Consider the following 26054-nt stretch of genomic DNA (forward strand, 5'->3'; position numbering starts at 1 on the left):
GGCGCCCCCGCGTGCGGTCCTCAGTCGTCACCCTCTCCCTGGAGTCCCGCGATGGCCACTCCCCTTTCCGACACCTCTCTGTGCCCGCTGAAGACCGTCGCCGTCATCGGCCTCGGCACGATGGGCACCGGCATCGCCGAGGTCCTGGCACGTGCCGGCCGCGACGTCATCGGCATCGACATCAGCGAGGCCGCCGCCGCCCAGGCGGTCACGGCGCTCGAAGCCTCCACCGCCCGCGCCGTGCGCCGCGAGCGCCTCACCGAGCAGGAGCGCGACGAGGTCCTGTCGCACTTCCGCACCTCCGGCGACCTGGCAGCCGCGGCCGACGCCGACCTGGTCATCGAGGTGACTCCGGAGTCGTACGACATCAAGCAGCAGGTCATCCGCGCGCTTGACGGCATCGTGCGTCCGGGGACGATCCTCGCCACCGGCACGAACGCCCTGTCCGTGACGCGCCTCGCCGCCGACTCGGCCCACCCCGAGCGCGTCCTTGGCCTGCACTTCTTCAACCCGGCGCCCGCGATGCGGCTCGTCGAGGTCGTCTCCTCGGTGCTGACCGCGCCGGCGGCCGTCGCCGCGGTGACCGACCTGGCCATCGAACTCGGCAAGGAGCCCGTCGCGGTCGGCGACCGCCCCGGTTTCGTCGCCGACGGACTGCTGTTCGGCTACCTCAACCAGGCCGCCGCGATGTATGAGGCGAAGTACGCCTCCCGCGAGGACATCGACGCCGCGATGAAGCTCGGCTGCGGACTGCCGATGGGCCCCCTGGCGCTGCTCGACCTGATCGGCGTCGACACCGCGCGGACGGTCCTGGAGGCCATGTACGCCGAGTCGCACGACCGGCTGCACGCGCCCGCACCCCTCCTCAAGCAGCTCAGCGAGGCGGGCCTGACCGGCCGGAAGTCGGGGCGCGGCTTCTACTCGTACGAGGCTCCCGGCAGCGCGGTCGTCGTGCGGGACGCGCTGACTCCCCTCGAAGGCCTCGCCCTCACCCCCGGCCGCACCGTCCGCTCGGTCGGTGTCGCGGGCTCCGGCACCATGGCGTCCGGCATCGCCGAGGTCTTCGCGAAGGCCGGGTACGAGGTCGTCCTCGCCGCCCGCAGCGAGGAGAAGGCGCAGGCCGCCAAGGCCCGTATCGGCAAGTCGCTTTCACGCTCCGTCGACAAGGGGCGGCTGACGGCCGAGGCGGCGGTTCAGACGCTGGACCGGATCACCCCGGCGGGCTCGTACGACGCCTTCGAGGACGTCGATCTCGCGCTGGAGGCGGTCGCCGAGGACCTGGAGATCAAGCAGCAGCTGTTCGCGACGTTCGACAAGGTCTGCAAGCCCGGCGCGATCCTCGCCACCACCACGTCCTCGCTGCCCGTCGTCGCCTGCGCCCGCGCCACCTCGCGCCCGGCGGACGTCATCGGGATGCACTTCTTCAACCCGGCCCCGGCGATGAAGCTCGTCGAGGTCGTGCGGACCGTCCTGACCGCGGACGACGTGCACGCCACCGTGCGCGAGGTCTGCGCGAAGATCCGCAAGCACCCGGTGGACTGCGGAGACCGAGCCGGTTTCATCGTCAACGCGCTGCTGTTCCCGTACCTGAACAACGCGATCAAGATGGTCCAGGAACACTACGCGACGCTCGACGACATCGACGCCGCGATGAAGCTCGGCGGCGGATACCCCATGGGCCCCTTCGAGCTCCTGGACGTGGTCGGGCTGGATGTCTCGCTGGCCATCGAGAAGGTCCTGCACCGCGAGTTCCGCGACCCGGGACTCGCCCCGGCGCCGCTCCTGGAGCATCTGGTGGCCGCGGGCTGCCTCGGCCGCAAGACGGGCCGCGGCTTCCGCGAATATGCCCGGCGCTGAGCGAGCGGGCGACCGGTTCGGCGACAGCGACCACTGGGGCGGCCTGCTCGACCCGCCCGGAAACCCCCCGCCCACGGAGGGCGGGGGGATCCCCGGACACGCGCACTCTCCTGCACATATGCAGTACGTTCGGGGCATGTCCCAGCCCGCCAAGTCCTCACGTACACCTGCCACCTCCGACGCGCCGGAGAGCGCCGCGGGCAGTCGCGCGGCGGCCCAGCGGCTCAAGATGCGCCGCGAGCTGGCGGCCGCGGCCATGGAGCTGTTCGCGACCAAGGGGTACGAGGCGACCACCGTCGACGAGATCGCGGCCCAGGCCGGGGTCGCGCGTCGCACGTTCTTCCGCCACTTCCGTTCCAAGGAAGAGGCGATCTTTCCCGACCACGACGACACCCTGATCCGGGCCGAGGCCGTGCTGAACGCGGCGCCCGCGCACGAGCACCCGCTCGACACGGTGTGCCGCGGCATCAAGGAAGTCATGAAGATGTACGCGGCCCAGCCCGAGATCTCCGTCTCGCGCTACAAGCTCACCCGCGAGGTGCCGACGCTGCGCGAGGCCGAGATCGCCTCCGTGGCCCGCTACGAGCGGCTGTTCACCCGCTACCTGCTGGGCCACTTCGACGAGCACGCGCACGACGACGACGCCAACGACGACCCGCTGCTCGCGGAGGTCGCCGCGTCCGCGGTCGTCACGGCCCACAACCACGTGCTGCGGCGCTGGCTCCGGGCGGGGGCCCAGGGTGACGTCGAGTCCCAGCTCGACCACGCCTTCTCGATCGTGCGGAAGACCTTCGGGACCGGGATCGGCGCGGGGCGCGAGCTCGCCCCCCAGCCGGCACCGGCGTCCTCCTTCACGGAGGGGGACGTCCTGGTGACCGTCGCCCGGGTCGACGCTCCGCTGGACCAGGTCATGCGGACTATCGAGCAGGCTCTCCGGGAGCGGTCGAAGTAGGGCACTCACTGATTCGCCGGACGCGTCCGATTTGGACACGTCCGGCTTTTTTATGCCCCCATCCGACCCTCACCTGATCGATCATCGCTCAAGTGTTACGTAAAGATTTCACCTGAGCGCAACTTCTGGCACTCCGTGCCTTGTCAGGTGACACGGGGTGCCATACCTTGAAGGAGTCCGGGCGGCCGGCGTGCAGAGACCTTTCGTACGTCGGCTGTCCCCGCAAGCCAATGGCGAGCGCGCCCGGACGCCTGCGTCACAGGCAACTTCCTGCGCCGACCAAGCGCTGCCACAGCACCACCTCCGCCGAACCGACGGCACACCCCTCGCACCCAGCAGCAGCACCGACGTAACCCTCAGCGTCTTCCCTCAAAACGCCAGTCGCCGGAGGCAACACCGTGAAGGAAATCCTGGACGCGATTCAGTCGCAGACGGCCACGTCCGCCGACTTCGCCGCTCTGCCACTCCCCGAGTCATACCGCGCGATCACCGTGCACAAGGACGAGACGGAGATGTTCGCCGGGCTCGAAACCCGCGACAAGGACCCCCGCAAGTCGATCCACCTGGACGACGTGCCGGTGCCCGAACTCGGCCCCGGCGAGGCCCTGGTGGCCGTGATGGCCTCCTCCGTCAACTACAACTCGGTGTGGACCTCGATCTTCGAGCCGATGGCGACCTTCGGGTTCCTGGAGCGCTACGGCAGGCTCAGCGAGCTCACCAAGCGGCACGATCTGCCGTACCACATCATCGGTTCCGACCTCGCGGGCGTCGTCCTGCGCACCGGCCCCGGCGTGAACGCCTGGCGGCCCGGCGACGAGGTCGTCGCGCACTGTCTCTCCGTCGAGCTGGAATCGTCGGACGGCCACAACGACACGATGCTCGACCCCGAGCAGCGCATCTGGGGCTTCGAGACCAACTTCGGCGGGCTCGCCGAGATAGCCCTCGTCAAGTCCAACCAGCTCATGCCCAAGCCGGACCACCTCAGCTGGGAGGAGGCCGCCGCTCCGGGCCTGGTGAACTCCACCGCGTACCGCCAGCTGGTCTCCCGCAACGGCGCCGGCATGAAGCAGGGCGACAACGTCCTGATCTGGGGCGCGAGCGGCGGACTCGGCTCGTACGCCACGCAGTTCGCGCTGGCCGGCGGCGCCAACCCGATCTGTGTCGTGAGCAGCCCGCAGAAGGCGGACATCTGCCGGGCGATGGGCGCCGAGGCGATCATCGACCGCAACGCCGAGGACTACCGGTTCTGGAAGGACGAGCACCACCAGGACCCCAAGGAGTGGAAGCGCTTCGGCAAGCGGATCCGCGAGCTGACCGGCGGCGAGGACGTCGACATCGTCTTCGAGCACCCGGGCCGCGAGACCTTCGGCGCGAGCGTGTACGTCACCCGCAAGGGCGGCACCATCGTGACCTGCGCCTCAACCTCCGGGTACAACCACGAGTACGACAACCGCTACCTGTGGATGTCCCTGAAGAAGATCGTCGGCTCGCACTTCGCGAACTACCGCGAGGCCTGGGAGGCCAACCGGCTCGTCGCCAAGGGCAAGATCCACCCGACGCTCTCCCGGGTGTACTCCCTGGAGGAGACCGGCCAGGCGGCCTACGACGTGCACCGCAACCTCCATCAGGGCAAGGTCGGAGTCCTGGCGCTCGCACCCCGCGAGGGCCTGGGCGTCCGGGACACGGAGAAGCGCGCCCAGCACATCGACGCCATCAACCGCTTCCGGAACGTCTGAGGTCACATAGATGACTGAGCGACAGAAGGACCGGCCTTGGCTCATGCGGACCTATGCCGGTCACTCCACGGCAGAGGCGTCCAACGAGCTGTACCGGCGCAACCTCGCCAAGGGGCAGACAGGTCTCTCGGTGGCCTTCGACCTGCCGACGCAGACCGGGTACGACCCCGACCACATCCTCGCCCGCGGCGAGGTCGGCCGGGTCGGCGTGCCGGTCTCGCACCTCGGCGACATGCGCCGGCTGTTCCAGGACATCCCGCTGGAGCAGATGAACACCTCGATGACCATCAACGCCACCGCCATGTGGCTGCTTGCGCTCTACCAGGTCGTCGCCGAGGAGCAGGGCGCGGACATCACCCAGCTCCAGGGGACGACGCAGAACGACATCGTGAAGGAGTACCTGTCGCGGGGGACGCACGTCTTCCCGCCGGTGCCCTCGCTGCGGCTGACGACGGACATGATCACCTACACGGTGAACCACATCCCCAAGTGGAACCCGATCAACATCTGCAGCTACCACCTCCAGGAGGCGGGAGCCACCCCGGTCCAGGAGATCGCGTACGCGATGTCCACCGCGATCGCCGTACTGGACGCGGTGTTCGCGTCCGGGCAGATCGCCGAGGACCGCAGGGGCGATGTCGTCGCGCGTATCTCCTTCTTCGTGAACGCGGGCGTCCGCTTCATCGAGGAGATGTGCAAGATGCGCGCGTTCGGCCGGATCTGGGACAAGATCACGCGCGAGCGGTACGGCATCGAGGACCCCAAGCAGCGGCGCTTCCGGTACGGCGTCCAGGTCAACTCCCTCGGCCTGACCGAGGCCCAGCCGGAGAACAACATCCAGCGGATCGTCCTTGAGATGCTGGCCGTGACGCTCTCGAAGGACGCACGCGCGCGTGCCGTGCAACTGCCCGCCTGGAACGAGGCGTTGGGCCTGCCCAGGCCCTGGGACCAGCAGTGGTCGCTGCGCATGCAGCAGGTGCTGGCCTACGAGAGTGACCTGCTGGAGTACGCGGACATCTTCGAGGGCTCGCACGTCATCGAGGCCAAGGTGGCCTTCCTGGTGGAGGAGTCGCTCGCCGAGATGGACCGCATCGAGGAGATGGGCGGCGCGATGGCCGCCGTCGAGTCGGGCTATCTGAAGTCGCAGCTCGTCTCCTCGCACGCCGAGCGCCGGGCCCGTATCGAGGGCGGCACCGACAAGATCGTCGGCGTCAACATCTTCGAGACGACCGAGCCGAACCCGCTCACGGCCGACCTGGACGGGGCGATCCACACAGTCGACCCGGCGGTCGAGGCCCGGGTGGTCGCCGCCCTCCAGAACTGGCGTGACACCCGCTACCAGCCCCCCTTCAACCACCCGCGCCCCTGCAAGGCGCTGGAGCGGCTGAAGGCGGCCGCCAAGGGCACCGAGAACCTCATGGAGGCCACCCTGGAGTGCGCCCGCGCCGGCGTCACGACCGGCGAGTGGTCCGGGGCCCTGCGCGAGGTGTTCGGCGAGTTCCGCGCCCCCACCGGTGTCTCCTCCGCGCCCGTCGCGGTCACCGCCGAGGAGGGCACCGCGATGGCGCTGGTACGCCGCAAGGTGGCGGTGACCGCCCGCGACCTCGGGGTCGGCAAGCTCCGCTTCCTGGTGGGCAAGCCGGGCCTGGACGGGCACTCCAACGGCGCCGAGCAGATCGCCGTGCGGGCCCGCGACGCCGGGTTCGAGGTGGTCTACCAAGGCATCCGGCTCACCCCCGAGGAGATCGTGGCCGCCGCCGTCGCCGAGGACGTGCACGGCGTCGGTCTGTCCATCCTGTCCGGCTCGCACGCGCAGTTGGTGCCGGACGTGCTGGAGCGGCTGCGCGAGGCCGGCGCCGGCGACATCCCGGTGATCGCCGGCGGGATCATCCCGAACGCCGACGCCGAACTGCTGCGGGCCGCCGGAGTGGCCGCGGTCTTCACCCCGAAGGACTTCGACATCACCGGAATCATCGGCCGTATCGTCGACGAGATCCGCAAAGCGAACAAGCTCGACCCCCTGGAGGTCCCCGCATGACCGTCAACCGTCTGCGCCCCCGCCGCTCCTGTCTCGCGGTGCCGGGAAGCAACCCCCGCTTCCTGGAGAAGGCCCAGAGCCTCCCTGCCGACCAGGTCTTCCTGGACCTCGAGGACGCGTGCGCGCCGCTCGCCAAGCCCGAGGCGCGGCACACCATCGTCAAGTTCCTCAACGAGGGCGACTGGACCGGCAAGACGAGGGTCGTGCGCGTCAACGACTGGACGACCGAGTGGACGTACCGCGATGTCGTCACGGTCGTCGAGGGTGCGGGGCCGAACCTCGACTGCATCATGCTGCCGAAGGTGCAGGACGCCCAGCAGGTGGTCGCGCTCGACCTCCTGCTGACGCAGATCGAGAAGACGATGGGCTTCGAGGTCGGGCGGATCGGTATCGAGGCGCAGATCGAGAACGCCAAGGGTCTGGTCAACGTGAACGAGATCGCGGCCGCCTCGCCGCGCACCGAGACCATCATCTTCGGCCCGGCCGACTTCATGGCGTCGATCAACATGAAGACCCTGGTGGTGGGCGAACAGCCGCCCGGCTACGGCGCGGACGCCTACCACTACATCCTGATGAAGATCCTGATGGCGGCCCGTACGTACGACCTCCAGGCGATCGACGGCCCCTATCTGCAGATCCGCAACGTGGACGGCTACCGCGAGGTCGCGCAGCGCGCCGCCGCCCTCGGCTTCGACGGCAAGTGGGTGCTGCACCCGGGCCAGGTCGAGGCGTCGAACGAGATCTTCTCGCCCTCCCAGGAGGACTTCGACCACGCCGAACTGATCCTGGACGCCTACGAGTACTGCACGTCCGAGGCGGGCGGCAAGAAGGGCTCCGCGATGCTCGGCGACGAGATGATCGACGAGGCCAGCCGCAAGATGGCGCTCGTCATCTCCGGCAAGGGCCGGGCGGCCGGTATGCAGCGCACGTCCAAGTTCGAAGCCCCGGAGGCCTGAGCGCCATGCAGTTCGGACGCACCTACGAGGAGTTCGAGGTCGGCGCGGTCTACAAGCACTGGCCAGGAAAGACCGTCACGGAGTACGACGACCACCTCTTCTGTCTGCTGACCATGAACCACCACCCGCTCCACATGGACGCCAACTACGCCGAGAACACCACGGACTTCGGCAAGAACGTGGTGGTCGGGAACTACATCTACTCGCTCCTTCTCGGCATGTCGGTGCCGGACGTGTCCGGCAAGGCGATCGCCAACCTGGAGGTCGAGTCGCTGAAGCACGTGGCGCCGACGTTCCACGGCGACACGATCTACGGCGAGACGACGGTCCTGGACAAGACGCCCTCGAAGTCGAAGAGCGACCGCGGAATCGTCCACGTCGAGACCAAGGGCTACAAGCAGGACGGCACGCTGGTCTGCGTGTTCCGCCGCAAGGTGATGGTGCCCACCGAGACGTACATCAAGGAGCGCGGCGGCGAGCAGCCCGGCCGCCCCCAGCTCAAGGAGCAGGAGAAGTAGCCATGGCGCGACTCGCCCAGACCGCCGGTCTCACCGACATCCAGCAGGAAATCCTCTCCACCGTCCGGGACTTCGTGGACAAGGAGATCATCCCGGTCGCGACCGGTCTTGAGCACCGCGACGAGTACCCGCAGCAGATCGTCGACGGCCTCAAGGAGTTGGGCCTCTTCGGGCTGATGATCCCCGAGGAGTACGGCGGTCTGGGCGAGTCCCTCCTGACGTACGCGCTGTGCGTCGAGGAGATCGCCCGCGGCTGGATGTCGGTCTCCGGCATCATCAACACCCACTTCATCGTGGCGTACATGCTCAAGCAGCACGGCACGCAGGAGCAGAAGGACCACTTCCTGCCGCGCATGGCGCTCGGCGACGTGCGCGGCGCGTTCTCCATGTCGGAGCCGGCGCTTGGCTCGGACGTGTCGGCCATCACGTCGAAAGCGGTCAAGGACGGCGACGACTACGTCCTGAACGGTCAGAAGATGTGGCTGACGAACGGCGGTACGTCGAACCTGGTGGCCGTCCTCGTGAAGAGTGACGAAGGACACCCCGAGGGCACTCCGGCCCACAAGTCGATGACGACCTTCCTGGTCGAGAAGGAGCCCGGCTTCGGAGAGGTCCGCCCCGGCCTCACCATCCCCGGGAAGATCGACAAGATGGGTTACAAGGGTGTCGACACCACCGAACTCATCATGGACGGACTGCGGATTCCGGCCAATCGCGTGCTCGGCGGGACCACCGGCCGGGGGTTTTACCAAATGATGGACGGCGTCGAGGTGGGGCGCGTGAATGTGGCCGCGCGTGGCTGTGGCGTCGCACAACGTGCGTTCGAGCTGGGTGTCTCCTATGCCCAGCAGCGTCACACTTTCGGCAAGCCGATCGCCCAGCACCAGGCGATCCAGTTCAAGCTGGCCGAGATGGCTACCAAGGTCGAGGCCGCCCATGCGATGATGGTCAATGCAGCACGCAAAAAGGACTCGGGCGAACGAAACGACCTCGAAGCAGGGATGGCGAAGTACCTCGCCTCCGAATACTGCAAGGAAGTAGTCGAGGACGCCTTCCGGATCCACGGCGGTTACGGCTTCTCCAGGGAGTACGAGATCGAGCGCCTCTACCGTGAGGCACCGATGCTGCTGATCGGCGAAGGTACCGCCGAGATCCAGAAAATGATCATCGGGCGCAGGCTGCTCGAAGAGTACCGACTGCAGGGATAGATGTCCCGGTTAGGGGTGTTTCCTTCGAGAAGAACGTCACACCCCGTCAGCACTCTTCAGCCGCCGACTCGGCTTCCTGGCTTGCCCAGTTGTGGCCCGCGACCGGTACGATCCCGGGAAAGCCGCCGTCCCCCGTTTTCTCAGCGCGGCATCATCCGCTACGAAGGTCATCCATGCCCCACAGCCAAACCTCTGCACCTCGCGACAGCCTGGCAGGCGTACGCCTCGCGCGCGGAGCATCGCCGTGGCTTCTCCCGACCGTCGCCACCGCAGCACTCAGCCTGGTACGCGCGCGCCGCTCCGGCGCCGCCAAGGCCGTGGCCGTACCCGCCACCGCGCTCGCGGCGGGCATGCTGTGGTTCTTCCGGGACCCCGAGCGCGAGATCACCCAGGGCCGGGTCATCTCGCCCGCCGACGGTGTGGTGCAGAGCATCATGCCCTGGAAGGACGGACGCACCCGCGTCGCGATCTTCATGAGCCCGCTGAACGTCCACGTCAACCGCGCGCCCCTCGCCGGCACGGTGACATCGGTCGAGCACATCCCCGGTGGGTTCGTCCCGGCGTTCAACAAGGAGAGCGAGAACAACGAGCGCGTCGTCTGGCACTTCGACACCGAGCTCGGTGACATCGAGATGATCCAGATCGCCGGCGCGGTCGCCCGCCGTATCGTTCCCTACATCCCTCAGGGTACGAAGGTCGAGCAGGGCGAGCGGATCGGTCTGATCCGGTTCGGCTCGCGCGTCGACATCTACCTCCCCGAGGGTGTCGAGGTGGACGTGGAGGTCGGTCAGAAGACCGTGGCTGGGGTGACTCGAATTGACCGTGATTGATCCCGAGACGCAGGCCCGCAGCGGCTGGGTGCCGGAGGCCGACGAGGCGGACGACGAGGAGGAGATGCCCCTCTCCCTCCGCCTCTCAATAGCGGACACCCTCACCCTGGGCAACGCGACCTGCGGCTTCATGGCGGTGTACTTCACCACCACCGGCATCCTGATCCCGCACCTCACGGGCAGCCAGGAGACCGGCATGGCGCGGCACAGTGCCGCAACGGCCGTCATCCTCATGCTGTGCGCGGCGGTCTTCGACCTCTTCGACGGCCTGGTGGCCCGCAAGCTGCGCTCCTCCCCCATGGGCGCGGAACTGGACAACCTGTCCGACCTGATCAGCTTCGGGCTCGCTCCGGCGTACTTCGTACTGGTCTACGGCATGGTCGCGGACGACGCGCACCAGCGGGTGGCGGCGGTGGGGGCCATCGTGGTCCTCCTCGCGGTCGTCCTGAGACTCGCGCGCTTCTCATGCGTCACGGTCAAGGACGGCACGTTCCAGGGCATGCCGTCGCCCTTCGGGGCGCTCACCGTAGTCTCCATCGTGCTGCTGGAGCTGCCGTTCGTCGCCACGCTCATGGCGATCCTCGGCACCGCCTGGCTGATGGTGAGCCGGGTCGAGTACCCGAAGCCGCGGGGGCCCCTCGCGGTGGCGATGCTCTCCTGGATCGTGGTCTCCATGACCCTGCTCGCCGCCTGGGCCTTCGACGCCCCGGGTGGCCAGCTGCTGCTCCAGACCGGCTGTGCGCTGCAGCTGGTGACGGGCGCGGTGATCCCGCTCTTCGCCACGGCCCGCAGGGTGAACAACTTCCGGGACAACCGGCGTGAGGCGCGCGCGGCTCAGCTGCCGTAACGCGCTTGTACGTGACTGAAGGGCCCCGAACCACCCTGGTTCGGGGCCCTTCGGCGTTTTTGCTGTCGGAGGGTGGGGGTGGGGGTGTTTTTTCGCCCCCACCCCCACCCTCAGTTCAAGAAGTCCCGTCCGATGTTCTCCGCGACCTTCTCCAGGATCGGCCCCGCGTCCTCGATGCACTTGACGATGTCGGGCTCCACCTCGGTGAGGGGGTACGCGCGACGGATGCCGGCCTTACCGAGGGCTTCCGGGCGCAGACCCAGGCGGCCGCAGACCGCGACGACCTCCTTGCCCGCGGCACGCGCGGCGGCGGCAACCCCGGCGGGAGCCTTGCCGTGGAGGGTCTGCTCGTCGAGCGAGCCCTCCCCGGTGATCACCAGCGTGGCCCGCTCCAGCGCTGCCCCGAAGCCGAGGACATCGAGCATGACCTCGATTCCGGGGCGGAAGCGCGCGCCGAGCACGAGGGCGCCGTACCCGATACCGCCCGCGGCCCCCGCACCGGGCGCCGCCGCGTACTCGGCGGCCCTGGAACCGATGGCCTTCTCCAGGACGGCGGCGAAGTGGGCGAGGGCCGCGTCCAGGGTGGCCACGTCGTCGGGGTTCGCGCCCTTCTGCGGCCCGTACACGGCGGGCGCGCCCTTGGGACCGGTGAGTGGGTTGTCCACGTCGGAGGCGAGCACGAAGTCCACCGAGGACGAGGAGAGCCGGGCGTCGAGTCCGGACAGGTCCGCGGTCACGACATCGCTCAGCGCACCGCCGCCCGGGGCGACGGGCTCACCCTCCGCGTCCAGGAACCGCGCCCCGAGCGCGGACAGCATGCCCGCACCCCCGTCGGTCGTGGCGCTGCCACCCACGCCGAACACGATGGACCGGGCCCCGGCGTCCAGCGCGGCCCGCAGCAGCTCTCCTGACCCGTACGTCGAGGACGTGAGGGGCGCGAAGACCCCGGCGGGCAGCCGCTGCAGCCCGCTGGCCTCCGCCATCTCCACGACCGCCGTGTCGCCGCGCAGCGCGTACGCCGCCGTGACCTCGTCACCGAGGGGCCCGGCGACCCGTACCTCACGCCGCTCGAAACCGGCCGCGACGGCCGCGACGACGGTGCCGTCGCCGCCGTCGGCCACCGGCAGCGACTCGACCTCGACCTGCGGCGCGACCCGGCGCAGCCCGGCCGTCACCCGCTCGGCGACCTGCACGGCCGTCAGCGATCCCTTGAACTTGTCCGCGGCGATCAGCACACGTGCCGCCTGCCGGGTCCGGTTCACAGCAGCGTCCGCCACCTTGCATCCCCTTGCTTTCTGGCCTTGCTCACGTCAAGGCAGTCGCGCCGCTGCGACCTTAACCGGAGGAAGCCCCCGCCGTCATGCCCCGCCGGTCCCCCGGAACACCGCGCGCGTCCGCCCGGAATTGGGTAGACCGGAACCATGACCTCTGTGGGCACCGAGTTCGCCGACCGCATCCATGGGGGCTGGCTGGGCCGGATCGCGGGCAACATGCTCGGCAAACCGGTCGAGCAGGGCGACCACTGGACGCGGGACCGGATCGACCGCTATCTGCGGCAGGCCTCGGCCCTGCCCCTCACCGACTACCTGCCCGGGCCTGCCGCCGACGGAGGCGGGAGCGGTGAGTTCGAGCTGCGGCCCGAGTGGCGCAGTTGTGTACGAGGCCGTATCCACGGGAGCTGCCGGGACGACGACGTGGACTACGCGATCCTCGGGCTCGACCTCCTGGAGACGCACGGCTTCGATTTCAGCACCGAGCAGGTCGGTGACCTGTGGCTGCTGCGGCTGCCGTATCTGCAGACGTTCACGGCGGAGCGGGCCACGTATCGCAACCTCGCCAACGGCATCAAGCCGCCGCTGACAGCGACGTACGACAATCCCTACCAGGAGTGGATCGGGGCTCTCATCCGCGCCGACGTCTACGGTTGGACCTGCCCCGACGCGCCGCGCCGTGCGGCCTCGCTGGCCCGCCGCGACGCCGTCCTCTCGCACACCGGCAACGGTGTCTACGGCGCGATGTGGGCCGCGGCGCTGATCTCGGCGGCCTTCACCGCGCCGACCGTGCGGCACGCGCTGGACACGGCGCTCACGGTGATCCCCGCGAGCTGCCGTCTCGCGCGCACCGTGCGCCGGGTGCTCACGCTCCACGAGACCCGGATGACCTGGGAGGACACGCTCGCCACGGTCTCCGAGGAGACCGCGGGGCTCGGCTGGATCCACACGATCCCGAACGCCGCGGTCCTCACCGCCGGGCTGCTGTACGGCGACGGCGACTTCACCCGCACCATCACCCTGACTGTCCGCGGCGGCCTGGACACCGACTCGAACGGCGCGACCGCGGGCTCCGTGGCGGGCGTCCTGTGCGGGGCGGCCGCGATCCCCTCGCAGTGGCGGGACCCGCTGGAGGACACCGTACGCAGTGCGGTGTTCGGGTTCGACGGGGTGCGGATCAGCGAGCTGGCGGCACGGACGGCAGCGCTGACGCGCCCTCGGCTCACTGGAGCCGGGGGCGTCGCCTTGAATACCCTTCGTGAGTGACCACTCAAGACTTCGCGACATACATCGCGGGCCTCCCCCGCGTCCTCGCCGGTGCGGCCGCCCTGTTCCGTGACGCCGACGGGCGGGTTCTGCTCGTCGAGCCGAACTACCGTGACGGGTGGGCCCTTCCGGGCGGCACCGTCGAGTCGGACGAGGGGGAGACTCCGCGCCAGGGCGCCCGTCGGGAGACCGCCGAGGAGATCGGCCTCGACATCGAACTCGGCCGGCTGCTCGCGGTGGACTGGGTGCACGGCACGGCACGGCCCCCGCTGGTGGCCTATCTGTACGACGGCGGAGTCCTCACCGAGCGGGATCTCAAGGCGATCCGCTTGCAGGAGGAGGAGCTCCTGTCCTGGCGCCTCGTCCCACGGGACGAGCTGGCCGAGCACCTCCCGGGCGCGCTGGGGCGTCGCGTCATGACCGCGCTCGACGTACTGGCGGAGGGCACGGGGACGGCGGAGCTGGAGAACGGGCACCGGGTCGGCTGACCCTGCGAACCGGCCTCCGGATCAGCCCTCACCCCAGAGGCCAGAGCCCTCAGCCCTCAGCCAGATCCTGCGGCTTGATGTCCGCCCTCCGCAGCGCCTCGTCCCGCGTCGCGGTGCGCATGGCTGGACTTTAGAACCGGCTGGATCACTGGCCCCTGGCCCGGCAGTAATCGTTCGCCTCGCGCGGACACGCGTCCTACCCTCGGCCCATGAGCAAGCCTCTCGTCGCCCTCCTCAGTGGAGCCGGCGTCTCCACCGATTCCGGGATCCCCGACTATCGCGGGCCGAACGGCCTGTGGCGGCGGGATCCGGAGGCCGAGAAGCTCGTGACGTACCAGTACTACATGGGCGATCCGGAGATCCGGCGTCGGTCCTGGCAGCTGCGCCGGAAGAACCGGACGCTGCGGGCCGAGCCCAACGCGGCGCACCGGGCGGTGGCGGAGCTGGAGCGGTCCGGGGTACCCGTGCGGGTGATCACGCAGAACGTGGACGGACTGCACCAGCTGGCCGGCATGCCCGCCCGCAAGGTGCTCGAACTGCACGGCACGGCGCGGAGCTTCGTCTGCACCGGATGCCACGTGCGCGGGCCGATGGCGGAGGCGATCGCCCGCGTCGAGGCCGGTGAGGAGGACCCGCGGTGCCTGAAGTGCGGCGGCATCCTCAAGTCGGCGACGGTGATGTTCGGCGAGCGGCTCGACCCCGTCGTACTCGGTGACGCCCTCGCGATCACCAAGGCGTGCCAGGTGTTCATCGCCGTCGGGACCAGCCTCCAGGTCCTGCCCGCCGCCGGACTCGCCGAGGTGGCCGCGGACCACGGGAGCCGGCTCATCATCGTCAACGCCGAACCGACGCCGTACGACGACCGCGCCGACGAAGTCATCCGGGAGCCCATCGGCACCGCCCTGCCCGAGCTGCTACGTCGGCTGCGCACCGAGGGCGACTCCTAGCACCCCGCACACCCTCGTGCCCCTCGTACTCCGTGCGCGTCTAGACCTGGGTGACCCGCGAGGCGATCCCCTGCGCGATCGTCACCTCAACGGTCAAGTTGCCGCCCTTCGCGGCCCCTTCGAGGTCCTCGGGGGTGCAGGTCTCCGCCGCCTGGGTCTCGGGATCACCGCAGATGTCACCGCCCACGATCTCCGTGTCCTCGGCGACGTAGAAGGGACGTCCGTCGACCTCCAGCTTGCCCGGCGCGAAATAGGTGAGCGTGCCGGTGACCGTGCCGTCCACGCGGTTGTCGGCACTGGCTTCCTCGGCGTCGTCCTGCCCGGTGTCGTCCTGCACAGTGTCGTCCTGCCCGGCCGGCGCCTCCGTGGCGTCGGTGCCCTCGCCGGTCCCGACGACCTCGGTCGCTATACCCTTCTTGATCGTCACCTGGGCCGTCACGTTCCCGGTCTTGGCAGCCTCGTCCAGTTCCTCGGCGGTGCAGGTCTCCGCCGCCTGGGTCTCGGGGTCACCACAGATCTCCCCGCCCACGATCTCCGTGTCCTCGGCGACATAGAAGGGACGTCCGTCGACCTCCAGCTTGCCCGGTGCCAGGTAGGTCAGCGTGCCGGTGACCGTGCCGTCTCGCGGTTCTCGGCACTGGCGTCCGTGGCGGAGGCGGCGCCCGAAGGGGTGGTCGCATCGGAGGCGGCACCAGTACCGTCGGGGCCGCACGCGGTGAGGAAGAGACCGGTGGCGGCCAGGAAGGCGACGGCGGCGAGCGTACGGGAACGGGTGTGGGTGAGCGACATGTCGGGGTGCCCTTTCGGCGACGTTCCTTGTGGATCTCAACCCGTCAAACGGCATACGCAGCAAGCCGGTTCATTGGCGCTCTCTCCTGTTGCACAGCCAGGATGAACCGCCGGTATCTGTTACGAGGCGCCGTTCCCCCGTGACGGTTCGGATGTATTTGCGAGAGTCGTCCATCCGCCTGCACAGCCCTGCCCGAATCACTCGGCCGACTCTGACGTCCTTACTGACGGCCATGCCTCTTTGAGCCATCCTGGTGATGACGAGGGGACAATCATGGAGGTGCAAAGGCCACAGACCGTCGATTTCTCCAGCTTCGTCACACGCGAGGTGGACGAGGTCCGGGCGACCGTGAACACGATTTTCAGCGAGGCTCGTTTCGACGTCGTGGGAGACGCCGGCGACCTCGTCGCGGACTTCGCGGTCATCAACCTGGGCGCACTGACGGTCGGCAAGGTCAGTTACGGGACAGAGGTCAAGGCGCGTACCGGCGAACTTGGCTACTACCACGTGTCGGCGCCCATCGCCGGCTCCCACAGCGTGCGGCAGGGCAGAGGGCCGATCTCGTACGCCACCACCCGCCGGGGGGTGGTCGTCGATCCCGCGAGCGGCGACAACCGCATCGAGGACTACTCGCCCGACTGTGCCGCCATCAACGTGAAGATCGACAAGGCAGCCCTGGCAGGGCAGTTGGAGACACTCCTGGGCCGGCCGGTTCAGCGCATCCCGGCCATCGAGCCGACCTTCGACATCGGCAGCGGTCCGGGGCTGAGCTGGCTGAATCTGGTGTCCTGGAGCCTGCTGGACAGAGATATGCCCAACGGCCTGCTGCGGCAGCCGATCTTCGCCGGACGGATCGAACAGACCCTGCTGGAGGGCCTGTTACTGGCAACCGATCACCCGTACCGGGCTGCGTTGGACGCGCCGCCGCCGTCCATGCGGCCCGCCGCGGTCAAGCGGGTGATGGACGCGGTACGCGAGCGGCCCGCCGAGCCCTACGACGCCGCCCGGCTCGCGGCCATCGCCCAGGTCAGCGTGCGCACACTGCAGGACGCCTTCCGCAAGAACCTGGGGATGTCCCCGATGACGTATGTCAGCGAGGTGCGGCTGCAACGGGTGCGGGAGCAGCTGAAGGTCTCGATTCCGGGGACCGTCAGTGTCACTGATGTCGCCTACCGGTGGGGGTTCGCGCATCTGGGCAGGTTCGCGCAGCGCTATCGGGCCCGGTTCGGGGAGACGCCGTCCCAGACACTGCGGTGCGTGTGCACCTGAGCGGGAACAAACCTCCTGCGTAATCCGGACAGCGCCGCGCAATGCGGAGCGACCCCGGTCCGCGTGCCGCCGTACGGTCTCCATACCGCCTCTCGAAAGGTGCGGACGCAGACAGGACGGACGGGGTCGGCGCCGCCCGTTCCCGCAACCGCCTTTCGGCGACGGGCAAGGACACGGGTGCGGGAGCCCGTGCCTCCCGGGTCCGGCCACTCCCCCTCGTCAGGTGGGCCGGACCCGGGCCTCCAGACCGCGCGGGCCATTGGGCCCTAGAAAAGGGCGGCACCGCTCTCGAAGTCCAGCAGCCGCTGCTTGCGGTCCAGACCGCCGCCGTACCCCGTGAGACTGCCGTTCGCGCCGACGACCCGGTGACAGGGCACGATGATGCCGACCGGGTTCTTGCCGTTGGCGAGGCCCACCGCGCGGGAGGCACCCAAGTTGCCGAGGGCTTCGGCCAGTTCGCCGTACGAGCGGGTCTCGCCGTAGGGGATCTTGCACAGTTGCTCCCAGACTCCGCGCTGGAAGGGCGTGCCGTCGAGGCGCAGCGGCAGGTCGAACTCCTTCAAGTCGCCCGCGAAGTAGGCCGCGAGCTGACGTGCCGTCTCGTCGAAGAGGGTGTCGTCGTCGCGTGCGCCGAAGCTCTCCTCGGGAGGGCGATGGCGCTGGCCGGCCATGTAGAGGCCGCAGAGGGCGCCTTCGTCGGCGACGAGGGTCAAGGGCCCGTAGGGGCTGTCGGTCACGGTGTGGCGCTTCATGGAACATCCTTGTGCGGGCTCATAGATCCTCGTAACGGTGATCTCGTGCGGTCACGGTCCTACGCGGGAAGGAAGTTGATCGGGTGGCTGTCCGTCGCCCACAGGTACTGGACCGCGTACGCCCGCCAGGGACGCCAGGCCGCCGCGCGTGCCGTGAGCGCGGCGGGGGTGGACGGCAGGCCCAGCTCCTGGGCGGCGCGCCGGATTCCGAGGTCGGTGGGAAGGAAGGCGTCGGGGTCGCCGAGGGCGCGCATGGCGATGACGTCGACCGTCCAGGGGCCGAAGCCCGGCAGAGAGAGAAGCCGGGCGCGGGCCTCCTCCCAGTCACTCTCCACGCCCAAGTGGAGGGTTCCGTCGGCGAGTTGTCGGACGAGCGTGGTGAAGGTGGCGCGGCGGGTGCGCGGCATCGCGAGGGACTCGGGGTCCAGCGCGGCCAGTGACCCGGGCGACGGGAAGAGATGGGTGAGGCCGCCCTCGGGATCGTCGACGGGCTCGCCGTGCGCGGTGACCAGGCGGGCCGCGTGGGTACGGGCGGCGGCCGTGGAGACCTGCTGGCCCAGCACGGCCCGTACGGCGAACTCGGCCTCGTCGACCGTGCGGGGCACCCGGCGGCCGGGCGCCTTGTCCACAAGCGGCGCGAGCAACGGATCGGTGCGCAACTGGTCGTCGACCGCGACCGGGTCGGCGTCCAGGTCGAGCATGCGGCGGCAACGGCTGATGGCGACGGGCAGGTCGCGGAGGTCGCTGAGGGTGAGGCGGCAGGCGATGTGGTCGGCGTTCGGGGTGAGTCCGACGATCCCGTGGCCGTAGGGCAGGCGCAGGGTGCGCCGGTACGCCCCGTCGCGCCACTCCTCGACGCCGGGTACGGCCGTCGCCGCGAGGTGTCCGAAGAGATTGTCGGGGCTGAGCGGGGCGCGGAACGGGAGGCGGAGGCTCAGCACTCCCGGTGTGGCGGCCCCCGTCCTCCTCTTGGGCAGCCGTGCGCGCAGCTCGCTCGGCGACAGCGCGAAGACCTCGCGGACCGTGTCGTTGAACGTGCGGATCGAGGAGAACCCGGCCGCGAAGGCGATCTCCGCCATCGGAAGCGCGGTGGTCTCGATGAGCAGCCGTGCGGTCTGGGCGCGCTGGGCCCGGGCGAGCGCGAGCGGTCCCGCGCCCAGCTCGGCCAGGAGTTGCCGCTCGATCTGGCGGGTGCTGTAGCCGAGCCGGGCGGCGAGGCCCGGTACGCCCTCGCGGTCCACGATTCCGTCGCCGATCAGGCGCATGGCGCGGGCGACGAGGTCGGCGCGTTGGTTCCACTGGGGCGAGCCGGGGCTGGTGTCGGGTCGGCAGCGCTTGCAGGCCCGGAATCCGGCCTGCTGGCAGGCCGCCGCGCTGGGGTAGAACGTCATGTTCTCCGGCTTCGGCGGCACCACCGGGCAGCTGGGCCGGCAGTAGATCCGCGTGGTCAGGACGGCCGTGAAGAACCAGCCGTCGAAGCGCGCGTCCTTCGACTGGACGGCGCGCACGCAGCTCTCCGTGTCGGTGTGCATCCCGTTCTGCATGCCCAAAGCATCGGGCACGCGCGAGGCCGGAGCTGGCGGGAATCCGACATCGACCTCGCGTGCGCTGGGAACCGGCCTCCGTCCTCTGCGGCCGTGCACCAGCCCTACGTCCGCCGCGACCCGCCGGACCGCCACGCGGAGTCCCGCAGCAGCCGCAGCCCGTTCAGACCGACCAGGACGGTCGAGCCCTCGTGCCCCGCGACGCCGAGCGGGAGCGGGAGGTGACCGGCGAGGTCCCACAGGACGAGGGCGGTGATGAACGTACCCGCGATGACGAGGTTCTGGGTGACCAGGCGGCGGGCGGTGCGGGAGAGCCGTACGACCGCGGGGATGGCCGCGAGTTCGTCGCGGACGACGACGGCGTCCGCCGTATCCAGGGCGAGATCGGACCCGGCGCGGCCCATGGCGATCCCGGCGTGGGCGGCGGCAAGGGCGGGGGCGTCGTTGACACCGTCGCCGACGAACAGCACCTTGCGGTCGGCGAGTTGGAGTACGGCGGCGACCTTGTCCTGGGGCAGCAGACGCGCGCGTACGTCCGTGATGCCGGTGGCGGTGGCCACCTGGGCGGCGGCGCGCGGGTTGTCGCCGGTGAGCAGCACGGGTGAGGTGCCCGTGAGGGCGGTGAGCGCGGCGACGGTTTCGGCGGCGTCGGGGCGGAGGCGGTCGGTGAGGGAGAGGGTGCCGACGCGGGCGCCGTCGCGTTCGACCAGGACGACCGTGTGGTGGGTGTCGTCGTCCGGATGCGGGTCCGGGCGGCCGACGGTGACGATGTGGCCGTCGACGGTGGCGATGACTCCGTGCCCGGGCTTCGCGGTGAAGTCGTCGGCGGGCGCGAGGCGCAGGCCGCGGGAGCGGGCGGCGGCGACGATCGCGCGGGCGAGCGGATGTTCGCTGGGGTGCTCGGCCGCGGCGGCCAGGGCCAGCAGGGTGTCCTCGTCGAGGCCGGACTCCGGCGCCGGCCGGACGGCCGTCACCTCGGGCGCGCCCTCGGTCAGGGTGCCGGTCTTGTCGAGGGCGGCCGTGTCGATCTCGCCGAGGCGCTCCATGGCGACCGCGGACTTGACCAGGACGCCGTGGCGCCCGGCGGTCGCGATGGCCGACAGCAGGGGCGGCATGGTGGCCAGGACGACCGCGCACGGCGAGGCGACGATCATGAAGGTCATCGCCCGCAGCAGCGCGCCGGTGAGGTCCGCGCCGAAGGCGAGCGGCACCGCGAAGACGGCGAGGGTGGCGGCCACCACGCCCACCGCGTACCGCTGTTCGACCTTCTCGATGAACAACTGCGTCGGCGCCTTGGTGCGCGAGGCCTCCTCGACCAGGGTGACGATCCGGGCGATGACGGAGTCGGTGGGGTCGCGTTCCACACGGACGCGCAGCACGCCGGTGCCGTTCAGGGTGCCCGCGAAGACCTCGTCGCCGGGGGTCTTCAGCACCGGCAGCGGTTCGCCGGTGATCGTCGCCTGGTCGGCCTCACTGACGCCGTCGACCACCCGCCCGTCGGCACCGATCCGCTCGCTGGGACGGATCAACAGCACGTCTCCAAGCGCGAGTTGAGCAGTGGACACCTGCTCCTCGCCGTCCGCGGTCACTCTCGTCGCCGTGGCGGGCGCCAGGTCGAGCAGGCCGCGTACGGAGTCGGCGGTACGGGCGGTGGCCAGGGCCTCCAGCGCGCCGGAGGTGGCGAAGATGACGATCAGCAGGGCGCCGTCCAGCGCCTGTCCGATCGCGGCCGCGCCGAGCGCCGCGACGATCATCAGCAGGTCGACGTCCAGGGTCTTCTCGCGCAGCGCGCGCAGCCCTTCGAGGGCGGGCTCCCACCCTCCGGCGGCGTACGCGATCACATACAGCGGTGCGTACGCCCAGCCGGGCGCGCCCCCGAGGTGGAGAGGGAGCGCGAGCAGGAAGGCGACCGTGGCCACGAGCGCCCAGCGGGCCTCCGGCAGTGCGAGGACGCGCGTGCGGCGACGAGGGAGCCCCGGGGCGGAGGGGGCGGCGGCGGGAGACGGGGCGAGAGTGGGAGACACGCGGCCACCATACAGGAACACATGAAGACTCATTCATTCCTTCATGTACGACGGGTAGGATGCCGCCCATGGGTCATGGAGCCGTCACCACCGCGCAGGACGCCACCCCGCGCGTACGTCTGGACGCGGCCAACGTCGCGAAGGTGGCCACCACGCTCCAGGCGCTGTCCACCCCCTCGCGCCTGCTGATCCTCGCGCGGCTGCGCGAAGGCCCGCTGCCGGCCACCGAGTTGGCCGCCGAGGTCGGCATGGAGCAGTCCGCGTGCTCGCACCAGCTACGGCTGCTGCGCAACCTGGGCCTGGTCGTCGGCGAGCGGAGTGGACGCTCGGTCGTCTACGCACTGCACGACCACCATGTCGCCGAGCTCCTCGACCAGGCGGTCTACCACGTGGAACACCTGCGGCTGGGGCTCAGTGACGCGCCCGAATGAGGCGGCGGGGACGACCTCGCCGCGGAGCGGGGCGTCCTCACAGCAGATGTGGCCGCTGTACGCCGCCGGGTTCACGACCGCGTTCGGGGCGCACGGCATCGCCGCGAACCTCGGCGGTCAGTCCGAGGACGGGGTCACCTCGCTGCTCGTCCTGGGTGGCCTGCTCGCCCTTTACGACGGCGCCGAGGTGCTGCTCAAGCCGGTGTTCGGCACGATCGCCGACCGGGTCGGCGCCCGGCCCGTCCTGCTCGGCGGCCTCGTCGCCTTCTGTGCCGCGTCCGTTCTGTACGTAGTCGTCGACAGCCCCGGGTGGCTATGGGCCGCCCGCCTCGGTCAGGGTGCGGCGGCCTCCGCGTTCTCGCCCGCGGCCTCCGCACTGGTGGCCCGGCTCAATCCGGCGGCCAAGCACGGGCGGGTGTACGGGAGTTACGGCTTCTACAAGTCCCTCGGCTACACCATGGGGCCGCTGCTCGGCGGCGTCCTTGTGTGGGCGGGCGGGCTGCGGCTGCTGTTCACCGTGCTCGCGGGGCTCGCTGCCGTCGTCGCCGTGTGGGCCCTGTCGGCCGTGCCGGACGTGCCGCCGCTGCCGCGCGCCCGGCAGACCGTGCTCGATCTGGCCCGCCGCCTCGCCGACCCGGCCTTCCTCACGCCGACCGCGGCGCTGGCGGGGGCGACCGCCGCCCTCTCCGTGGGGGTGGGGTTCCTGCCCGTCTCCGGTGCGGTCGTGGGGCTCGGCACCGTGGCGACCGGGGCAGCTGTCTCGGTGCTTGCGGCCTGTGCGGCGGTTGTCCAGCCGCGGGCCGGGCGGGCCCTGGACGCGGGGCGGTTGAGCGCCCGCGTGGGCATCGGTGCGGGGTTGGGTCTCGCCGCTGCGGGGCTGGCCTGCGCGATGCTTCCCGGTCTGACGGGTGTTCTGCTCGCCGCGGCGCTGATCGGCGTCGGCACGGGGTTGATCACCCCGCTGGGGTTCGCCGCGCTGGCTTCCCGTACTCCCCAGGAGCGGCTCGGGCAGACGATGGGGGCGGCTGAGCTCGGGCGCGAACTGGGCGACGCGGGTGGGCCGTTGCTGGTCGCGGGGGTCGCGACGGTGGCGACCTTGACGTACGGGTACGGGGCGCTTGCCGTGTTGCTGGCGGTGGGGCCCGTGGTGGGGGTGCTGCTGCGGAGTCGCTCGGGAGATGGGGGACGAGACCGCGCTTAGAGGGACGGTGGGCTGGGGCCGAGTGGTTTTCGCCCCCCTCCGCCCCTCTTCCCGTCCCTTGTTCATGCGGGCTGCCGCCCCCAGACCCCCGCTGTCGGCCTGAACGGCCTCGTCCTCAAACGCCGGACGGGCTGAAAGATCCCCCCGGCGCCGGCAGGTCAGCGCGACTCCTCCCCCTGGGCTACCTCCACCTCGTGGTGGAAGGCGAGGACGCCGCCCACCGCGGCTCCGGCGGAGACGACGGCGCACGCGGCCAGGAGCAGGGCGATCCAGGAGGCGGCGCGGGGGCGGCGTACGGGGGAAACGAGGAGGGCGGCCACTCGACGGGGGACGGGGCCCGTGGTCGCCGCGGGGGCGAAGCCGGGGCGGGGGGACTCGGCGGCGCGTGTGGTGGCGAGGGCGGCACGGGCGATGGCGCGCGCGGTCAGCCGGCGGTCACCGACCGCGGCGGCCGCGGCCTCGTCGGCGACGCGTTCCGCGGCGAGCGCGACGGTCGCACGGACCGGGCGCAGTCCCGGGTGGCAGTGGGCGGCGAGCTCGGCGGCAAGGAGGAAGCGGTGGTGGGCGCCCGCGTTGTGGGCCCGTTCGTGGGCGAAGAGCGCCTCTCGTTCGTCGGCGCCGAGGCTGCGGAGCATCCCGGTGGTGACGACGATGCGGTTCGGGCGGCCCGGGAGGGCGTACGCGTCCGGGTGCGGGGAGTCGATGACACACAGGTCGCCCGCGGCGGGGCGGCGGCCGGCCAGGGTGCGGGCACTGCGGAAGGCGCGCACTTGGTGCAGCGCCGAGCGTACGAGGGTCCAGGCTCCGACCGTGAGAACGCCGGTGGCGGCAGCGGCCGCGGGCAGGACGAAGTAGTCCGACGCGGTGCGCAGCGGGTGGATCAGCTCGCCGAGGCCCGCGAAGAGCGGCAGCTTGAGCAGGCCGGTCAGGACCAGCGCGCCGAGCGCCGCCACGGAGGCACCGGCCAGCACGAGGACCGCGAGGGTCAGCGCCCACAGCGCGGCGGGGGGTGTGAGCCGGTCCAGGCAGCGGCGGGCCAGCGGCGGCACCGCGAAGGGCACCAGCAGCGGGACGAGCAGCAGCAGAGCGGTCACCGGTCCCCCGATTCCGGCCGGTCACCTGATTCCGGGCGATCCCCGTGCCCGAGTCCGCCGAGGCCGACACCTGACACCGGCAGTGCGTCACCTTGGCCATGACCGGCCCCCGGCTCCGACAGCCCCCCACCCAGGCCGGCACGCGGCTCCGGCAGTCCCCCACCCTGCACCGGGCCGGCCCCCGCCTCCGCCAGTTCCTCGCCGCTTTCCAGCAGGTCGCGCAGCAGGCGCTCGTCGTCGGGGCTGAGCTGGGCCACGAAGCGGGCCAGTGCCGTCTCGCGGTCCTCGTCGCGGTCGAGTTCGGTGTGCATCCGCCGGGCGGTGAGCCCGTGCGGGTCCTGGACGGGGAAGTACGCGTAACCGCGGCCCTGACGCTCGCGGCCGACGACGCCCTTCTCGTGCAGCCGGGACAGGATCGTCGTCACCGTCGTACGGGCGAGGCCGGAGGCCAGCTCCAGTTGTACGCGGCCAGGTGTGAGGGGCGCGTCGGCGGCCCAGAGGGCGGCCATGACGGTGGCCTCCAGCTCGCCCGCCGGACGGCGCTCGTCCTTGTCGCTGGTCATGGGAACGATCCTCACCCCGCTATCGTCTACAGTTCAGTAGACCGTCTACAGCATTGTAGTCAGTCGGGTGCGTCTCAGCCGTACCCGCTCGTCCAGTATGAGAGGGCACGCGACGATGGCGGCAACTTTGTTCGCAGCTTCACAGCTCGCGGGGTCACAGCTCGCAGGCTCACAGCTCGCGGTGAACGTTCTCAGTGCGCAGTCCCTGCTCGCCACCTTCGGTGTGCTGGGCGTCGGCGTGGTGATGTTCGCCGAGACAGGGCTGCTGATCGGCTTCTTCCTGCCCGGTGACTCCCTGCTGTTCACGGCGGGCCTGCTGTGCACGGGCTCGGGGCAGGGCGGTCTGAAGCTCTCACTCGTGCCCCTGCTGGCCGCCGCCGCGATCGGTGCGCTGGCCGGTTCGCAGACCGGCTTCCTGCTCGGGCGCAAGGCGGGCGGAGCACTGCTCGCCCGCAGCCGCTCACCCCGGCTGCACGCGGGGGCGCAGCGCGCCGAGGAACTCCTCGAGCGCTACGGCCACGCGAAAGCGATCGTGCTGGCCCGTTTCGTTCCCGTGGTGCGCACGGTGCTGAACCCGGTGGCGGGCGCGTTGAACGTGCCGGCGCGGACGTTCACCCTGTGGCAGGTCGTCGGCGGCCTGCTCTGGACCCTCGGCCTCACCCTCGGCGGATACGCACTGGGCTCCTCGATCCCGAACGTCGACCGCTATCTGCTCCCGATCATCGCGGTGATCATCGTCGTGTCCCTGCTCCCGCTCGGCGCCGAGCTGTACCGCTCCCGCCGGGCCTCCACCGCGGAGAAGGGCACCGAGGGATGATCCTCGCTTTCGACGGCTCCTCGATCGACGGCTCCTCGATCGACGGCTCCGCCTACAGCTACGTGGTGGACCTCGCCCAGGACTCCCCCGGGTGGCTGGACAGCCTGGTGTCCGCGTGGTCGACGTACGGGCTCGGGCTGTTCGCGGTCTTGATGGTGGTGGGCTGGTGGCGGGCGCGACGGGTGAGTGCGCGGGCCTCGCTGATCGCGCTCGCCGTGCCGGTGATCGCCGTCGTGGCGTACGGGGTGAACTCCCTGCTCAAGATGGCGGTTCGCGAGGACCGGCCCTGTCAGAGCCTGCACGTCTCGACACTGGAGGCGTGTCCGGCGCCGGGTGACTGGTCGTTCCCCAGCAATCACGCGGTCATCGCCGCCGCGGCCGCCGTCGCCCTGCTCCAGGTGTCCCGTCGCCTCGGCACCGTCGCGGTCCTGGCCGCCTGCGCGATGGCCGTCTCCCGCGTCTGGGTCGGCCTGCACTATCCGCACGACGTCGCCGCCGGTGTGCTGGTCGGCACGGTGGTCGCGATGCTGCTGACGACTGCGCTGCGAAGGATCCCGGGATCGCTGGCGGGGCGGCTGACGGCCACGCCGCTCGGGCCGCTCCTCGTCGCGCCGCACCTCGCAGGGACGACATCGTACGAGAGCGGGTGACGGGG

At 70.5% G+C, this 26054-nt stretch carries 24 protein-coding genes and 1 pseudogene; 17 read left to right on the forward strand and 8 right to left on the reverse strand.

From position 1 onward, the window contains the following. Positions 1–51: 51 nt before the first annotated feature. From ACFVKT_RS37110 to pssA, 9 genes are all read left to right on the forward strand, one after another. Positions 52–1857: a 3-hydroxyacyl-CoA dehydrogenase family protein gene (locus tag ACFVKT_RS37110; RefSeq protein ID WP_385740317.1), complete on the forward strand. Its 1806-nt coding sequence runs from the start codon at positions 52–54 to the stop codon at positions 1855–1857. Between the two features lie 136 nt (positions 1858–1993). Then, positions 1994–2809 carry a TetR family transcriptional regulator gene (locus ACFVKT_RS37115; protein ID WP_385740320.1) on the forward strand — a complete coding sequence of 272 codons (816 nt, stop codon included), beginning with the start codon at positions 1994–1996 and terminating at the stop codon, positions 2807–2809. Between the two features lie 398 nt (positions 2810–3207). Further along, positions 3208–4545 (forward strand): crotonyl-CoA carboxylase/reductase, encoded by a 1338-nt coding sequence (ccrA, locus tag ACFVKT_RS37120; RefSeq protein ID WP_385740323.1) that lies wholly within the window; start codon positions 3208–3210, stop codon positions 4543–4545. Positions 4546–4555: 10 nt separating this feature from the next. Beyond that, a complete protein-coding gene (locus tag ACFVKT_RS37125; RefSeq protein ID WP_385740326.1) occupies positions 4556–6583 on the forward strand; it encodes a protein meaA in 2028 nt (675 codons plus the stop codon). Beyond that, the gene (locus ACFVKT_RS37130) at positions 6580–7539 is read left to right on the forward strand and encodes an HpcH/HpaI aldolase/citrate lyase family protein (protein ID WP_385740328.1); all 960 of its coding nucleotides are present in this window, start codon (positions 6580–6582) and stop codon (positions 7537–7539) included. The genes ACFVKT_RS37125 and ACFVKT_RS37130 overlap by 4 nt, the downstream gene beginning before the upstream one ends. A gap of 5 nt (positions 7540–7544) precedes the next feature. Continuing rightward, positions 7545–8057: a MaoC family dehydratase gene (locus ACFVKT_RS37135; RefSeq protein WP_385740331.1), complete on the forward strand. Its 513-nt coding sequence runs from the start codon at positions 7545–7547 to the stop codon at positions 8055–8057. A gap of 2 nt (positions 8058–8059) precedes the next feature. Then, on the forward strand, positions 8060–9265 hold the full coding sequence (locus ACFVKT_RS37140) for an acyl-CoA dehydrogenase family protein (RefSeq protein WP_385740334.1): 1206 nt from the start codon (positions 8060–8062) through the stop codon (positions 9263–9265). Positions 9266–9438: 173 nt separating this feature from the next. Continuing rightward, the gene (locus ACFVKT_RS37145) at positions 9439–10095 is read left to right on the forward strand and encodes a phosphatidylserine decarboxylase (RefSeq protein ID WP_385740337.1); all 657 of its coding nucleotides are present in this window, start codon (positions 9439–9441) and stop codon (positions 10093–10095) included. A 28-nt stretch (positions 10096–10123) separates the two neighbouring features. Then, positions 10124–10942, forward strand: coding sequence for a CDP-diacylglycerol--serine O-phosphatidyltransferase (pssA, locus tag ACFVKT_RS37150; RefSeq protein ID WP_385740588.1), 819 nt, complete (start codon positions 10124–10126; stop codon positions 10940–10942). A gap of 110 nt (positions 10943–11052) precedes the next feature. On the opposite strand, the gene ACFVKT_RS37155 is transcribed toward pssA, so the two are convergent. Beyond that, the gene (locus ACFVKT_RS37155; RefSeq protein WP_385740591.1) at positions 11053–12177 is read right to left on the reverse strand and encodes a glycerate kinase; all 1125 of its coding nucleotides are present in this window, start codon (positions 12175–12177) and stop codon (positions 11053–11055) included. 186 nt (positions 12178–12363) lie between these two features. Between ACFVKT_RS37155 and ACFVKT_RS37160 the strand changes: the two genes are divergently transcribed. The 3 genes from ACFVKT_RS37160 (at position 12364) to ACFVKT_RS37170 (ending at position 14914) form a co-directional block, all read left to right on the forward strand. Continuing rightward, positions 12364–13479 (forward strand): ADP-ribosylglycohydrolase family protein, encoded by a 1116-nt coding sequence (locus ACFVKT_RS37160; protein WP_385740340.1) that lies wholly within the window; start codon positions 12364–12366, stop codon positions 13477–13479. Beyond that, positions 13476–13967: an NUDIX domain-containing protein gene (locus ACFVKT_RS37165; protein ID WP_385740343.1), complete on the forward strand. Its 492-nt coding sequence runs from the start codon at positions 13476–13478 to the stop codon at positions 13965–13967. The genes ACFVKT_RS37160 and ACFVKT_RS37165 overlap by 4 nt, the downstream gene beginning before the upstream one ends. A 209-nt stretch (positions 13968–14176) precedes the next feature. Continuing rightward, positions 14177–14914: an NAD-dependent deacetylase gene (locus tag ACFVKT_RS37170; RefSeq protein ID WP_385740345.1), complete on the forward strand. Its 738-nt coding sequence runs from the start codon at positions 14177–14179 to the stop codon at positions 14912–14914. 40 nt (positions 14915–14954) lie between these two features. On the opposite strand, the gene ACFVKT_RS37175 is transcribed toward ACFVKT_RS37170, so the two are convergent. Beyond that, on the reverse strand, positions 14955–15443 hold the full coding sequence (locus ACFVKT_RS37175; RefSeq protein WP_385740348.1) for a hypothetical protein: 489 nt from the start codon (positions 15441–15443) through the stop codon (positions 14955–14957). A gap of 68 nt (positions 15444–15511) precedes the next feature. Beyond that, positions 15512–15703: a hypothetical protein gene (locus tag ACFVKT_RS37180; protein WP_385740350.1), complete on the reverse strand. Its 192-nt coding sequence runs from the start codon at positions 15701–15703 to the stop codon at positions 15512–15514. Positions 15704–15977: 274 nt separating this feature from the next. Here ACFVKT_RS37180 and ACFVKT_RS37185 point away from each other — a divergent pair, with 274 nt between their 5' ends. After that, entirely contained in the window at positions 15978–16973 is a 996-nt protein-coding gene (locus ACFVKT_RS37185) for an AraC family transcriptional regulator (RefSeq protein ID WP_385740353.1), read from the forward strand. A gap of 266 nt (positions 16974–17239) precedes the next feature. On the opposite strand, the gene ACFVKT_RS37190 is transcribed toward ACFVKT_RS37185, so the two are convergent. The 3 genes from ACFVKT_RS37190 to ACFVKT_RS37200 form a co-directional block, all read right to left on the reverse strand. After that, positions 17240–17725: a methylated-DNA--[protein]-cysteine S-methyltransferase gene (locus ACFVKT_RS37190; protein ID WP_385740356.1), complete on the reverse strand. Its 486-nt coding sequence runs from the start codon at positions 17723–17725 to the stop codon at positions 17240–17242. A 59-nt stretch (positions 17726–17784) separates the two neighbouring features. Continuing rightward, complete coding sequence (locus tag ACFVKT_RS37195; protein WP_385740594.1) at positions 17785–19257, reverse strand: AlkA N-terminal domain-containing protein; 1473 nt, start codon at positions 19255–19257, stop codon at positions 17785–17787. Positions 19258–19373: 116 nt separating this feature from the next. Continuing rightward, entirely contained in the window at positions 19374–21326 is a 1953-nt protein-coding gene (locus tag ACFVKT_RS37200) for a heavy metal translocating P-type ATPase (RefSeq protein WP_385740359.1), read from the reverse strand. A 35-nt stretch (positions 21327–21361) separates the two neighbouring features. Between ACFVKT_RS37200 and ACFVKT_RS37205 the strand changes: the two genes are divergently transcribed. Both ACFVKT_RS37205 and ACFVKT_RS37210 read left to right on the forward strand, forming a co-directional pair. Then, positions 21362–21724 carry an ArsR/SmtB family transcription factor gene (locus tag ACFVKT_RS37205; RefSeq protein ID WP_384393834.1) on the forward strand — a complete coding sequence of 121 codons (363 nt, stop codon included), beginning with the start codon at positions 21362–21364 and terminating at the stop codon, positions 21722–21724. Between the two features lie 46 nt (positions 21725–21770). Beyond that, complete coding sequence (locus ACFVKT_RS37210) at positions 21771–22925, forward strand: MFS transporter (RefSeq protein WP_385740597.1); 1155 nt, start codon at positions 21771–21773, stop codon at positions 22923–22925. A 158-nt stretch (positions 22926–23083) separates the two neighbouring features. Here the strand turns inward: ACFVKT_RS37210 and ACFVKT_RS37215 are convergent, their stop codons facing one another. Together ACFVKT_RS37215 and ACFVKT_RS37220 are read right to left on the reverse strand one after the other, a co-directional pair. Further along, a complete protein-coding gene (locus ACFVKT_RS37215; RefSeq protein WP_385740362.1) occupies positions 23084–24019 on the reverse strand; it encodes a M48 family metalloprotease in 936 nt (311 codons plus the stop codon). A 194-nt stretch (positions 24020–24213) separates the two neighbouring features. Continuing rightward, a pseudogene (locus ACFVKT_RS37220) lies at positions 24214–24582 on the reverse strand (BlaI/MecI/CopY family transcriptional regulator); the annotation flags it as partial. A 115-nt stretch (positions 24583–24697) separates the two neighbouring features. On the opposite strand from ACFVKT_RS37220, the gene ACFVKT_RS37225 reads away from it, so the two are divergent. Continuing rightward, complete coding sequence (locus ACFVKT_RS37225) at positions 24698–25399, forward strand: DedA family protein (protein ID WP_385740365.1); 702 nt, start codon at positions 24698–24700, stop codon at positions 25397–25399. Next, on the forward strand, positions 25396–26049 hold the full coding sequence (locus ACFVKT_RS37230; protein WP_385740368.1) for a phosphatase PAP2 family protein: 654 nt from the start codon (positions 25396–25398) through the stop codon (positions 26047–26049). Before ACFVKT_RS37225 ends, ACFVKT_RS37230 begins: the two co-directional genes overlap by 4 nt. The last annotated feature ends 5 nt before the right edge of the window (positions 26050–26054 follow it).

The sequence above is a fragment of the Streptomyces sp. NPDC127595 genome, from assembly GCF_042671685.1.
In the GTDB taxonomy this organism is placed as follows: Bacteria; Actinomycetota; Actinomycetes; order Streptomycetales; family Streptomycetaceae; genus Streptomyces.